We start from the raw sequence: 12,960 nt of genomic DNA on the forward strand, positions 1-12,960 counted from the left end.
CAAGCGCGATGGCGCCCCGAGTATGGCGGTGAGTCGGGCTTATGCCACGCAGACGACGATCACCTGGTTCGTCAACCATGAGGAGCTTCTATGAAATTCGCCACGCTAACTAACGGCAAACGCGATGGCGCCCTGGTGGTGGTGAGTCGCGACCTGCGCCTTGCGGTGCGCGTGACCCAGATAGCCTCGACCCTGCAGGCGGCCCTCGACGACTGGGCCGAGCTTGCCCCGCAGCTTGCCGTCATCTATCAGGCACTCAATGACGGCGCCCGGGCCGATGCCTTCCCCTTCGATGAGACGGCCTGTCTCTCGCCGTTGCCCCGTGCCTATCAGTGGGCCGATGGCAGTGCCTATGTCAATCACGTGGAGCTGGTGCGCAAGGCCCGTGGTGCCGAGCTGCCGGACAGCTTCTGGCACGAGCCCCTGATGTATCAGGGGGGCTCCGACAGCTTCCTCGCCCCCCGGGGCCCCATCTGCATGGGTTCGGAGGAGTGGGGCATCGATTTTGAATCCGAGGTGGCCATCATCACCGACGACGTGCCCATGGGCACCCAGCCGGACGGCGCCGCCCAGCACATCAAGCTGCTGATGCTGGTGAACGATGTCAGCCTGCGCAACCTCATCCCCGGTGAGCTCGCCAAGGGCTTTGGCTTCTTCCAGTCCAAGCCGTCCAGCGGCTTCTCACCGGTGGCCATCACCCCGGACGAGCTCGGCCAGGATTGGCGCGAAGGCAAGGTGCACCTGCCGCTGCTGACTCACCTCAACGGCGCCCTGTTTGGCGCCCCGGATGCGGGGCTTGACATGACCTTCAATTTCTTCGAGCTGGTGGCCCATGCCGCCAAGACCCGGCCGCTCGGGGCGGGCTGCATCATCGGCTCCGGCACCGTCTCCAACTACGACAGAAGCAGGGGATCTTCCTGCCTTGCCGAGCTGCGCATGCTGGAAATTATCGAGTCAGGTCAAGCCACTACACCCTTCCTGCGCTTTGGTGATACAGTGTCCATCGCGATGCAGGATCGCAACGGGATGAGTCTGTTTGGCACCATTTTGCAGCGCGTCACGCAAATGGAGGCCAGTCAGGCGAGCGAGGGAAGCCTGGGCCGCTAGAAGGCCGGTAGGCGACACGGCAGGTGGCGGACACCTGCCATCACAGGGACAGAATATGCTGCAGTTGTTTGGATATTGGCGTTCATCGGCAAGCTATCGGGTGCGTCTGGTGCTGCAACTCAAGGGGCTCAGTTATGAGCAGCACCCGGTGCATCTGGGCAAGGGCGAACAGAAAGAGAAAGCCTATCGCCGGCTCAATCCTCAGGGGCTGGTGCCTTATCTCATCGACGACGAGGTGCAGGTTGGCCAGTCCGTGGCCATCATGGAATACCTTGACGAGACCTATCCCGCCTATCCCCTGATGCCCTCGGCACCCATCGATCGGGCCAGGGTGCGGCAGATAGTCAATATGATCGCCTGCGACACCCACCCCCTGAACAACCTGCGGGTGCTCAATTATCTGGAGCAGGAGCTGGGGCAGGGCAAGATGCAGCGGGACATCTGGTATCGCCACTGGATTGACGAGACCTTCACCGCCCTGGAGCAGTTGCTGATGACCACCGCCGGTGTCTACAGCGTCGGCAACGAGATAACCCTGGCGGACTGCATGCTGGTGCCCCAGGTCTACAACGCCCACCGCTTCAACATGACGCTGGACGACTACCCCACCATCGCCCGCATCGTCGCCAACTGCGAGCAGTTGCAGGCCTTTATCAAGGCCGCCCCAGCCAATCAACCGGATGCGCAGGCCTGATCTGAGACATCAGGGAACAACGGGATGGTGTTATCACGCCATCCCCGCTTTCTGGCCATCCCCCCTCGCGTGATGTGCCCCTTTCTGATGTGTGTGCTGCGACTCTGGCTATCAACCTCGCCTTCACCAGCACGCTTCGTTTCCCCCTCGTCAGGCCCCTGCCGGCTGAACCGAAGATCTGCCTGTTTCATCTCCACACAGTGCAGCCCTGTTCCGAGGGAGGCCAGGGTGCGCCGTACTCGGCTTGTCTGGGCTGGTGAGGGGATACAGTTTTTTAGATGTAAATTCGGTATTGTTTATGTGTATTAATATTTTAAATTGACATTTCATTTATTGTTGGTGTTTTGAGCTGCCTGTCACACTTAAACCCCTAGATAAGGCCTAGTATCGCCAGGCCAAGGGGAGATGCGAACAGGTCGCCTGTTATCCCGCAATACCTGGTGCATGGTGGGCGATGCAACATCGACTCGCGCCTCTCTTCCTCGTTTGTTATTGCTTTATGGCCCGCTATATACCGCCTGATTTGGGCAAACCGCCGCGACTCGTTGTGATGGATGCCAGCGTGCGGGCGAGCCAGCGCTATTTTGCAACAAGGAGATATCATGCATTCCTTCAAGAAGTGCGTCGTTGCACTCTCCATCAATCTTGCTCTGTTCTCTTCGGCGTTCGCCTGTACGACCCTGCTGGTTGGCAGTGAGGCCACCGCCGATGGCTCCATGATTGTGGCCCGCAGTGCCGACAGCGATGCGCTGAAGGCCCAGCATTTCGTGATCCATCCGGCGAAACAGGGGCAGAGCGGCGTTCACAGCTCAAAAGCCCATAACGGCGCCAATGATTTCAGCTACCCGTTGCCCAAAAACTCCCTGCGTTACACCACTGTGCCGAACTGGAAGACCCAGTTGCACGGCGCCACGGGTTTCAACGAGAAAGGGGTCGGAGTCAGTGGTACCGAGTCCATTTTCGCGTCACCCGCGGCGCTCGCCTTCGACCCCTACGTCGAGGATAAGGGCATTACGGAAGATGATATTCCCGATGTGTTGCTCTCCCGCGCCGGTACGGCCCGCGAGGCCGTTGCCCTGCTTGGCAATATCATCGAAACCATAGGGGCGGGTGAGGGCTTCGGCGTCGCCGTCGTGGACGATAACGAGCTCTGGTATCTGGAGACCGCCACCGGTCACCGCTGGATGGCGCAGCGTCTGCCCAAGGACCAGTATTTTGCCTCGGGCAATCAGGGGCGCCTGCAGCAATACGATCCCAAGAGTGACGACATGATGGGCTCGAAAAATCTCATCGAGTTCGCTACCGAGAAGGGGCTCTACCAGCCACAAAAGGATGGGAAGTTCAATTTCTCGAAAGCCTATACCCGCGATGACGAGCGGGATCGTACCTATAACGATCCCCGGGTCTGGACCATACAGCAGATATTCAACCCCTCACTCAAGCAGGCGGTTGACGCGGGACGACAATTCCCTGTCACCCTGATCCCCGAGAAGAAGATGACCCTGGATGAGGTCAAGGCGGTGCTGCGCAATCACTATGACGGCACCGAGCATGATCCCTACAGCAAGGGGTTGAACGGCCAGGAGCCGTGGCGCCCCATCAGCGTGTTTCGTACCTACGAGGCCCATGTGATGCAAGTGCGTCCCTGGATGCCGAAAGAGGTGGGAGAGGTGACCTATGTGGGCCTCGGGATGGCGGACTTGACCGCGTTTGTGCCCTATTACAGCGGCCTGGAGGCCTATCCTGCCCACTATGCCCTGGGCAGCGACAAGGCGGACAGTGACTCCATCTACTGGAAATATCGCAAGCTGCAGACCCTGGTGATGACCGATTACCCCAAGCTGGCGCCCATGGTGAAGCAGGCATACCAGAGCTGGGAGGCGAAGATCGCCAAAGAGCAAACAGAGATGGAGGCCAAGTACCTGAAAACGGTCAAAACAGATAAGGCCGCCGCCAACCGTATGCTCAACGACTTCAATCTGCGGGTGATGAAGGAGGCGGAAGCACTGACCGACGATCTGACCAACCAGGTCTTCACCGTCCGCACTCAGGATATTCAGGCCGATATCTTCTTTGCCAACAAGGCGAAGAAGGATTGATGCCGTCACAAGCGGCAGCGGTGGTTAGCTGCGCCGACGAGCGCTCGCGATAAAAAGAAAGCCCCTCGAGAGGGGCTTTTTGATGTGGGCGGTTGGGCCTACAGGAATGTCCGTCAGCGGATCAGTAACTCTGCTGATGCACGTCCATCACGGCGCGACCGGAGGGGTCGGCCATTTCCTTGAACTTGGCATCCCACTCCAGTGCGGTGGGGGTGGAGCAGGCGACCGATTTGCCATAGGGCACGGTGAGGGCGGCCGATGGCAGCGGGAAGTGCTCGTCGAAGATGGCGCGGTAGTAGTAGGCCTCCTTGGTGAGCGGGGTGTTGACGGGGAAGCGGAACGCCGCCGCCTCGAACATCTGATCCGTCACTTCGACCTCGACCATGGCCTTCAGGCTGTCAATCCAGGAGTAACCCACGCCGTCGGAGAACTGCTCCTTCTGGCGCCAGGCGACCTCGTGGGGCAGCAGTTCCTCGAAGGCTTCCCGCAGGATGTGTTTCTCGATCTTGCCGTTGCCACACATCTTGTCGGCGGGGTTCAGGCGCATCGCCACGTCCATGAACTCCTTGTCGAGGAAGGGCACGCGACCCTCCACACCCCAGGCGGCCATGGATTTGTTGGCCCGCAGGCAGTCATAGAGGTGCAGGGAGGCGAGCTTGCGCACGTTCTCTTCGTGGAACTCTTTGGCGTTCGGCGCCTTGTGGAAGTAGAGGTAGCCGCCAAACAGCTCGTCGGAGCCCTCGCCGGAGAGCACCATCTTGATGCCCATCGCCTTGATGTAGCGCGCCATCAGGTACATGGGGGTGGAGGCGCGGATGGTGGTGACGTCATAGGTCTCGAGGTGATAGATGACGTCCCGCAGGGCATCGAGCCCCTCTTGCACCGTGAAGTGGATCTGGTGGTGGACGGTGCCCAGATGATCGGCCACCTTGCGGGCGGCGGCGAGATCCGGCGAGCCATCCAGGCCCACGGCGAAGGAGTGCAGCTGGGGCCACCAGGCTGCGCTCTTGTCGTCGTCTTCCACCCGGCGGGCGGCGTAGATCTTGGCAATGGCGGAGATGACGGAGGAGTCCAGACCGCCGGAGAGCAGCACGCCGTAGGGCACGTCGCACATCAGCTGGCGTTTGACCGCCGCTTCCAGCGCGGCTTTCAGTTCGGCTTTGTCGCTGTGGTTATGCTCGACCGCGCCGTATTCCGCCCAGTCGCGCTGGTACCACTGTTTCAGCTCGCCGTCCTTGCTCCACAGGTAGTGTCCCGGCGGGAAGGTTTCGACGCTCTTACACACCGGCACCAGCGCCTTCATCTCGGAGGCGACATAGAAGTTGCCGTGCTCGTCGCGGCCGGTGTAGAGCGGGATGACCCCCATGTGATCGCGACCAATCAGGTAGGCGTCTTGTTCTGCATCGTAGAGGATGAAGGCGAAGATGCCGTTCAGATCGTCCAGGAAGGCGGGGCCTTTCTCCTTGTAGAGCGCCAGCAGCACCTCGCAATCGGAGTGGGTCTGGAACTGGAAGTCGACCTTGAGGCCCTTCTCCAGCTCCTTGTGGTTGTAGATCTCGCCGTTGACGGCCAGCACGTGGGTGCGCTCGGGGTTGTAGAGCGGCTGGGCGCCATTGCCCGGATCGACGATGGCGAGGCGCTCGTGCACCAGGATGGCCTTGTCGGAGCTGTAGACGCCGGACCAGTCGGGTCCGCGGTGACGCAGTCGCTTGGACATTTCCAGTGCCGATTTACGCAGGGTTGCTGCATCGGATTTGATGTCCAGAATGCCGAAAATAGAACACATTGGCGGTAATCCTCTTGATTTTTATGGAGCCCCCCACGTTTGGGCTCGAAATTCCATTTACATTCCTCGCCAATCACAATGCCTAGCGCAAAACCCTTTTGCAAGCGGGAAAACCGCACAAAATCATGCCGCCAACGTCAAGTCGGCGGTCTCGGCAGCAGGCAGGAAAAAGGGGCGGGGTTGACGCGCGCGTCAGGCCGCGGCGGGCTCGAAGATCACATAGAGTTTGCGGCAGGCAACCAGGGTCTCCCACTCGCCGACGAAGCCCGCCGGGATGACGAACTGACTGCCCGGGGTGAGGTGCAGCTTGCCGCCCTGGCCGTCGTGGATCAGGGCCTCACCCTCCAGCAGTTGGCAATATTCGTGCTCGGTGTAGTGCACGGCCCAGCGCCCCGGCTCGCAGGCCCAGAAGCCCACGTGAAACTGCTGGCTCGGATCCGAATAGTGGTTCCAGAGGGTCTGGCTCGGGTTGCCGGATTTGATGCGATCTGCTGGTGGGGTGAGAGGGGTAGCGGTGACGAAATGATCGTCCAGCAGGATCCAGTCGTTGAGGCTCTTCATAGGGCTTCCTTGCAAGGGCTTGAGGGGCAACGGGACCGTCCTGATCCCGTGTTCGTTTACTTTTCTTAACAATGTTGCGTTTAAGTTAAACGATCTGCCCCGACTTGCCAAGAGGGCCGCCCGTGGTTCGGGCGGCGATGTCAGACGATATCGATGTCGACCACCGAGTCGAAGATGTGGTTCGGTCTGAACGGCATGCGGTCGATGTCCGCCACCTTGCTCACGCCGGACAGCACCAGCACGGTTTCCAGACCGGCCTGGAAGCCCGCCAGGATGTCGGTGCGCAGGTTGTCGCCGATGATGATGGTGTCGTCGGAGTGGGACTCCATCCGGTTGAGTGCGGCGCGGATGATCCAGGCGCTCGGCTTGCCGACATAGAACGGCTTCTTGCCGGTCATCCGCTCGATGGGGGCGCAGAGGGCGCCGCAGGCCGGGTGCATCATGGGGCCGTGGGTGTCCGGGTTGGTGGCGATGAAGCGCGCCCCCTGATCCACAAACTTGGCGCCGAGCTGCATCATGGTCCAGTTGTAGTTGCGGGTTTCGCCCACCACCACGAAGTCGGGATCGATGTCGGTGATGGTGAAGCCGGCCTTGTAGAGCTCGTGGGTCAGGGCCCCTTCGCCGATCACGTAGGCCTTCTTGCCGTCCTGGCGCTTGAGAAAATCGGCGGTGCCCATGGCGGAGGTATAGAAGCACTCTTCCGGCACCTCTATGCCCGCGGAGCGGAAGCGGTTTTGCAGATCCTTCTGGGTCTGGGCTGGGTAGTTGGTGAGAAACAGCAGCTTGCTGCCCTGCTCCAGCAGGCGGTGCACGAAGCGGTCGGCCCCGGGGATGAGATCGTTGTTGTGCAGTATGACGCCGTCGATATCGCAGATGACGTTTTTCTTCATAGGGACTCCTTGTAGGGGGAGGTGGTGGCCAACCTCGAATGTCTTCAATCAGTTATGGTTTTTGTGCCGCCATTATAAGGCGCTTTGATGACAAGTCTCCCCCGGCGCGACGGATGGGTGCACAATGGTGATGGAGGGGCGTGCAGCTGGTGTCCAACCCGCCTGAGCGCCCGGAGTCTGACAAGGAGGCCGCTACCATGGATAACTTTATTGCCGGCTTGCCCAAGCTGGAGTTGCACCTGCATATCGAGGGCACCCTGGAGCCCGAGCTGATGTTTGCCTTGGCCACCCGCAACGGTGTGGCCCTGCCCTGGCCCGACATCGGGAGTCTGCGGGCCGCCTACGAGTTCGACTGCCTGCAATCCTTCCTCGATCTCTACTACCTCGGTGCCAGTGTGCTCATCACCGAGCAGGACTTTTTCGATCTCACCTTCGCCTATCTGGAGCGCTGCGCTGCCGACAAGGTCGTGCACGTGGAGATCTTCTTCGATCCCCAGGCCCACACTGCCCGCGGCGTGCCCTTCGCCACCGTGCTGAGGGGCATAGAGCAGGCCTTGCAGGCCGGCGAAGAGACCTTCGGGATCAGCTGGCGACTCATCATGAGTTTCCTGCGCCACCTCAGCGAGGAGGAAGCCTTCACCACCCTGGCCGAGGCCGAGCCTCATCTCGCGCGCATTCACGGGGTCGGGCTCGATTCGGGGGAGCTTGGCAACCCGCCGGCCAAGTTCACCGGGGTCTTTGCCAAGGCGAGGGCGTTCGGCTTGCCGGTGGTCTGTCACGCGGGAGAGGAGGGGCCGGCGGCCTATATCTGGCAAGCGATCAATGAGTTGCAGGTGCGGCGCATCGATCACGGGGTGCGCTGCATCGACGACCCCGAGCTGCTGCGCCATCTCGCCGATACCCGGCTGCCGCTCACCGTCTGCCCGCTCTCCAATACTCGACTCAAGGTGTTTGAGCGGATGGAGCAGCACAATGTACTAACTCTGTTAGAACGGGGTCTATGTATCACTGTTAATTCAGACGATCCTGCTTATTTCGGCGGATACCTGGGAGCCAATTTCCAGGCGTTGGCCAGCGATCTCGGCGCCAGCCGGACGCAACTCTGTCGGCTCTCCCTCAATGCGGTGGAGGCGAGCTGGCTCGGCTTCGCGGACAAGGCGCGGCTGACCCACGACATTCGTGCCCACGGGGCCAGTCACGGAGTCGCCATCTAGCGGCAAGCTATCCGCCGCAGGGGAGGACTCGGGCCCTGCTTGCTGACGGTGCTCTCGTGATGTCTGCGTTTATCGCGCCCAAAAAAACAGCGCACCCGCCATGCGGATGCGCTGTTTTTATTTGAGCCGGGTTATCGGATCAGGCCGGTTGCGGCTCGGCGGCGCCCTGATAGACGGGATAGTCCGTCAGCCCCAGCTCGGCGCCGCCAAACAGGGTGGCCGGATCGTGCAGGGTCCAGGGGTAGCCGTGGCGCAGCCGGTTTGGCAGATCCGGGTTCGCCACGAAGGGACGACCGAAGCCAATCATGTCGGCCCAGCCCGCCTTGAGCGCGGCCCGTGCCCGCTCGCCGTCGTACTTGCCTGCATAGATGAGGGTGTTGGGGAAGGCCGTCCGCAGCCCCTGCTTGAAGTTCTCCGGCATCAGGGGGGCATCGTCCCAGTCCGCCTCGGCGATGTGCAGATAGGTGACATTGAGTTCACCCAGCAGGCGGGCGGCGGCCAGATAGGTCTGCTCCGGATTCGCATCGACGGTGCCGTTGAGGGTGGTGAGCGGGGCCAGGCGCACGCCGACTCTGTCTGCGCCTATCTCGGCGCTGACCGCCTCTGTCACTTCTCTCAAGAAGCGCAACCGGTTCTCCAGGGAGCCGCCGTAGTTGTCGGTGCGGGCATTGGACTCGGAGTCCAGGAACTGGTTGATGAGGTAGCCGTTGGCGGCGTGCAGCTCGATGCCGTCGAACCCGGCATCCATGGCGTTGCGGGCGGCCTGGCGGAACTGTGCCACCACCGCATCGATGTCGGCCTGGGTCATGGCGCGCGGGGTGACGGTGTCGACCATGCCGGGAGCGTCACTGCCGTTATCGACGAAGACCCTGACCCCTGCGGCTGGAATGGCGGAGGCCGAGATGGGCTGGGCGCCGCCGATGTTGTCAGGGTGGGTGACCCGGCCCACGTGCCAGAGCTGGGCGAAGATGGTGCCGCCCTTGGCGTGCACCGCCTCAGTCACTTGCTTCCAGCCCGCGACTTGCTCGGCGCTATAGATGCCCGGTGTCCAGGCATAGCCCTTGCCAAGGGGGTCTACCTGGGTGCCCTCGGAGATGATGAGGCCGGCCTCGGCGCGCTGGGCGTAATAGGTCGCCATCATGGCGTTGGCCACATCGCCGGGTTGACTGGCGCGGGAGCGAGTCATCGGCGGCATGACGATGCGGTTGTTCAGGTGCAATTGACCGAGGCGCAGGGGGCAGAACAGGTTGTCGTGGCTCATCTTGAATTCCTCATTTGGGATTGAGGCCACTCTACGTGCCAATGTCATTGTGAAAAAGAGGGGTAATTGCAGAAGAGAATTGCAGAGTGTGCAGCAATGGGGGAATGAAAAAGAGGGCCGTCGGGCCCTCTTGGTATAGTTTTGCCCGTCGTTACCGGTGGTCGGCTCAGGCGCCCTGCGGGGTGACACGCACCCGCTCGATGCGCCGCTCGCTCACCGCCAGCACCTCGAAACAGTGCTGACCGAGTCGCAGTTGCTGACCCGTGCTGGGCAGGCTGCCGAAGTGGGAGAGCAGCATGCCCGCCAGCGTCACGTACTCGTCGCTCTCGCTCACCAGTCCGTCGATCCCCAGCGCCTGCTCTACCTGGTGGATGTTGGTGCTGCCGTTGATGAGCCAGGTGTCGCCCTCGCGCACCACGTCCGGGGTCTCGTCCTCGTCCGGCAGTTCGCCGACGATGGCCTCCAGCAGATCGTGGGTGGTGACCAGCCCCTGGATGATGCCGAACTCGTCGGTCACCAGGATGAGGCTGCCCCTGGCCTGACGCAGCTCCGCCAGCAGCCGGATCACGTTGATGCTCTGCGGCACTATGACCGGATCGTTCTGGCGTGCGAGTTCGCTCAAGGATTGACCCTCGTTCAGCGCAAACAGCAGATCCCGCGTCTTTACCACCCCGACGAGATCGTCCAGCCCGCCGTCGCAGACCGGGAACAGGCTGTGGGGAGCCCGTTGCAGCAGGGCGCGGATCTCGTCGATGCTGTCATTGACGTCGATCCACTCCATCTCGGCGCGGGGGGTCATGATGGTACGAATGGATCGCTCAGCCAGGGAGAGCACCCCGGTCACCATGTAACGTTCCTCCTCACCGAAGCTGATGGGGCGCGGGGCATCTTGCTCCTCTTCCTCATCCTGCTGCAGGTGCTGGCCGGCCTTGCTGCCGCCCATCAGCGTGAAGATGGCGGCGGTGGTGCGCTCACGCAGGGGCTGCCTGGACTCGTGGCGCTGGGCACTGCGCTGGGCCAGCTGGTTGAAGAACTCGATCAGCACCGAGAAGCCGATGGCGGCGTAGAGATAGCCCTTGGGAATGTGGAAGCCGAAGCCTTCCGCCACCAGGCTGAAGCCGATCATCAGCAGGAAGCTCAGGCAGAGCACGACGACGGTGGGGTGGGCGTTGACGAAGCGGGTCAGCGGCTTGGAGGCCAGCACCATCACCACCATGGCGATGGTCACGGCTGCCATCATGACGCCGAGGTGATCCACCATGCCGACGGCGGTGATGATGGAATCCAGGGAGAAGACCGCATCCAGCACCAGGATCTGGGCGATCACCACCCCGAAACCGGCATAGACGCCGACCTGACCATGCTCTTCGGGTTTGGCTTCGAGTCGCTCGTGCAGCTCGGTGGTGGCCTTGAACAGCAGGAACAGACCCCCCCCCATCAGGATCAGATCCCGACCGGAGAAGGCGAAGTCGCCGAGTTGCAAGATGGGGGTGGTCAGCGTCACCAGCCAGGACATCACGCTCAGCAGCCCCAGGCGCATCAGCAGCGCCAGCGACAGGCCGATGATCCGCGCCCTGTCCCGCTGGGCGGGGGGCAGTTTTTTCACCAGGATGGCGATGAAGACCAGGTTGTCGATCCCGAGCACTATCTCCAGGATGATCAGGGTAAAGAGACCGACCCAGATAGAGGGGTCCAGCAAGAATTCCATGTCAAAAACCTCAATAAAAACAAACAGAATGGATGTCAGTCACGGCAAGGGCCGCGGCAGTGCAAGGCTGTTGTTCAGAGGCGCTGATTGAGCAGGTAAAGATAGGCTTTGATGGGAAAAATCGAAGGGCAACTTCGGGGATTGTCCATGATGGGCAATAAAACCTCGGGTTAAAAATGAACCCTGATGATAACGGCTGTCGTTGATTTGGCAAGAGGGGTTATGGCGATGTGGCGCCAGGGGCGCGCCGGCAGGCTCTCTTCGCCGCGTGGGGGCTTGTCATCCGCGCAGCTCGCGGGGGTATGAGGGACCGGTGCCGGTCAGGGTGGCGGCAACGGGCACTCACTGCCGCGAAACGGTATTGAGGGGATGAGAATATCGGCAGACCATCGGCTGACGTTGACGGGATCTTGCCGTGACCATGACGCGGTGCGAAGAGTCGTTATTATCGCCGGCAAGGGCTTTGACGATAATTGTCGTTATTACGCCGGGTTCCAATATTGTAACAAATCATTTCTCGCTCTTTCCTGCTGGATATATTTCAACATGTCGGCGCTTGGCTTGGACAGGATTTGATCCATATCAAACAAATATAGAGCCTTTATTCTCAAGTTAACGCTGCATTTACTAATGTGATAATTGTCACTGATATATTGGGCTGTACAGATCGTGGGGCTGTGCCAATAACGCGGGGTCGTAAACATAAAGCAAGGAGGCAGTGCCTCCTCGTTTGTGATCACACAGCTCTCATGCCGAGTCGCGCGGTGCGCGGCAGGCAGACGGCATTAGTTGCCGGTGTAGGCGGCGCCCTGAACGTGGCCCTTCTTGTCACTCAGGCAGGACCAGGGCGCGTCGGCGCCCGGCACCTTGATGGTGACACCGACCCCGGCTTCGGAGTCCATCACGTCGATGACCTGCAACTGGCTCAGGGCCACGTCGGTCTTGGCGGAGACCGCCTTCAGACAGGCTTGCTCGGCGGGCGAGGCCTTGCTGGCCCTGGCTGCCTGGGGGGCACTGCCTGCGACGGGTTGGCAGACGCCCGAACCCTTCTTGCTGCTGTAGGAGACATCGTACTGGTTGCCGGTCTTGCTGATGGAGAGGGTGACGCCGGCGCCCTTGGCCTCATGGAAGTCATCGCTGTACTTCTTGAGCTTGGCCTGCTTGCCATTGATATAGACGGAGCCACCTTCGTCGCTGTGCATCTGGATCTGACCCGGACACTGATAGTTCAATTGGGGAAGCGCGGCATGGGCCGTACCTGCCATGGCCAGCGTCATGACTGTCATCAGTATTTTCTTCATGGACATTACCTTCACTGTTAAATGATACGTTATTTATTATGTTGTTTTTCCGGTTGGTAACAATTCCATTGTCGGGCGGAGATAGCCTTTCATCCGTGCTGGAAATAAATAACCGCGATACTTAATTTTAGCAACGAATTTTTGCGAGTTATTTTTGGTGCTGATAATGGTTATTGATTCCTTGTCCGTGGGAACGGTATTTAAATCGGGTGATATCCATATTCAAAACCTGTTGCGAATAAGGGGGAAACATAACGATGGGAGGAGACTCGCGAGGATGGATTATGGTGGCTTGCCGTTGGTCGTGGGACAGGGGATGGATGGCCTGGAGGGGATATG

At 60.6% G+C, this 12,960-nt stretch carries 10 protein-coding genes; 4 read left to right on the top strand and 6 right to left on the bottom strand.

What is annotated here, in order from left to right:
* Positions 1-90: 90 nt before the first annotated feature.
* The 3 genes from ACZ9IL_RS04720 (at position 91) to ACZ9IL_RS04730 (ending at position 3,900) form a co-directional block, all read left to right on the top strand.
* Positions 91-1,107 (top strand): fumarylacetoacetate hydrolase family protein, encoded by a 1,017-nt coding sequence (locus ACZ9IL_RS04720; protein WP_476002464.1) that lies wholly within the window; start codon positions 91-93, stop codon positions 1,105-1,107.
* A gap of 55 nt (positions 1,108-1,162) precedes the next feature.
* A complete protein-coding gene (gene maiA / locus ACZ9IL_RS04725; protein WP_476002465.1) occupies positions 1,163-1,801 on the top strand; it encodes a maleylacetoacetate isomerase in 639 nt (212 codons plus the stop codon).
* Positions 1,802-2,403: 602 nt separating this feature from the next.
* Positions 2,404-3,900, top strand: a complete 1,497-nt coding sequence (locus ACZ9IL_RS04730) for a C69 family dipeptidase (protein ID WP_476002466.1) — start codon at positions 2,404-2,406, stop codon at positions 3,898-3,900.
* A gap of 121 nt (positions 3,901-4,021) precedes the next feature.
* Here the strand turns inward: ACZ9IL_RS04730 and asnB are convergent, their stop codons facing one another.
* The 3 genes from asnB to ACZ9IL_RS04745 all read right to left on the bottom strand — a co-directional run bounded on the left by asnB (position 4,022) and on the right by ACZ9IL_RS04745 (position 7,137).
* Positions 4,022-5,686: an asparagine synthase B gene (gene asnB, locus ACZ9IL_RS04735; RefSeq protein WP_476002467.1), complete on the bottom strand. Its 1,665-nt coding sequence runs from the start codon at positions 5,684-5,686 to the stop codon at positions 4,022-4,024.
* A 192-nt stretch (positions 5,687-5,878) separates the two neighbouring features.
* Positions 5,879-6,247, bottom strand: a complete 369-nt coding sequence (locus ACZ9IL_RS04740; protein ID WP_476002468.1) for a cupin domain-containing protein — start codon at positions 6,245-6,247, stop codon at positions 5,879-5,881.
* A gap of 140 nt (positions 6,248-6,387) precedes the next feature.
* A complete protein-coding gene (locus tag ACZ9IL_RS04745) occupies positions 6,388-7,137 on the bottom strand; it encodes an HAD-IIA family hydrolase (protein ID WP_476002469.1) in 750 nt (249 codons plus the stop codon).
* A gap of 197 nt (positions 7,138-7,334) precedes the next feature.
* On the opposite strand from ACZ9IL_RS04745, the gene ACZ9IL_RS04750 reads away from it, so the two are divergent.
* A complete protein-coding gene (locus tag ACZ9IL_RS04750; RefSeq protein WP_476002470.1) occupies positions 7,335-8,351 on the top strand; it encodes an adenosine deaminase in 1,017 nt (338 codons plus the stop codon).
* Between the two features lie 139 nt (positions 8,352-8,490).
* On the opposite strand, the gene ACZ9IL_RS04755 is transcribed toward ACZ9IL_RS04750, so the two are convergent.
* From ACZ9IL_RS04755 to ACZ9IL_RS04765, 3 genes are all read right to left on the bottom strand, one after another.
* Positions 8,491-9,612 (bottom strand): alkene reductase, encoded by a 1,122-nt coding sequence (locus tag ACZ9IL_RS04755; RefSeq protein ID WP_476002471.1) that lies wholly within the window; start codon positions 9,610-9,612, stop codon positions 8,491-8,493.
* Positions 9,613-9,778: 166 nt separating this feature from the next.
* Complete coding sequence (locus ACZ9IL_RS04760) at positions 9,779-11,320, bottom strand: TerC family protein (protein WP_476002472.1); 1,542 nt, start codon at positions 11,318-11,320, stop codon at positions 9,779-9,781.
* Positions 11,321-12,105: 785 nt separating this feature from the next.
* Positions 12,106-12,621 carry a hypothetical protein gene (locus tag ACZ9IL_RS04765; RefSeq protein ID WP_476002473.1) on the bottom strand — a complete coding sequence of 172 codons (516 nt, stop codon included), beginning with the start codon at positions 12,619-12,621 and terminating at the stop codon, positions 12,106-12,108.
* Positions 12,622-12,960: the final 339 nt, after the last annotated feature.

The sequence above is a fragment of the Aeromonas sp. TECH754 genome (genome assembly GCF_056279295.1).

Coding starts and splice junctions, on each gene's coding strand:
- asnB (WP_476002467.1), bottom strand. CDS start 5,686: ATGTGTTCTATTTTCGGCATTCTGGACATCAAATCCGATGCAGCAACC.
- ACZ9IL_RS04745 (WP_476002469.1), bottom strand. CDS start 7,137: ATGAAGAAAAACGTCATCTGCGATATCGACGGCGTCATACTGCACAAC.
- ACZ9IL_RS04755 (WP_476002471.1), bottom strand. CDS start 9,612: ATGAGCCACGACAACCTGTTCTGCCCCCTGCGCCTCGGTCAATTGCAC.
- ACZ9IL_RS04740 (WP_476002468.1), bottom strand. CDS start 6,247: ATGAAGAGCCTCAACGACTGGATCCTGCTGGACGATCATTTCGTCACC.
- ACZ9IL_RS04760 (WP_476002472.1), bottom strand. CDS start 11,320: ATGGAATTCTTGCTGGACCCCTCTATCTGGGTCGGTCTCTTTACCCTG.
- ACZ9IL_RS04750 (WP_476002470.1), top strand. CDS start 7,335: ATGGATAACTTTATTGCCGGCTTGCCCAAGCTGGAGTTGCACCTGCAT.
- ACZ9IL_RS04720 (WP_476002464.1), top strand. CDS start 91: ATGAAATTCGCCACGCTAACTAACGGCAAACGCGATGGCGCCCTGGTG.
- ACZ9IL_RS04730 (WP_476002466.1), top strand. CDS start 2,404: ATGCATTCCTTCAAGAAGTGCGTCGTTGCACTCTCCATCAATCTTGCT.
- ACZ9IL_RS04765 (WP_476002473.1), bottom strand. CDS start 12,621: ATGAAGAAAATACTGATGACAGTCATGACGCTGGCCATGGCAGGTACG.
- maiA (WP_476002465.1), top strand. CDS start 1,163: ATGCTGCAGTTGTTTGGATATTGGCGTTCATCGGCAAGCTATCGGGTG.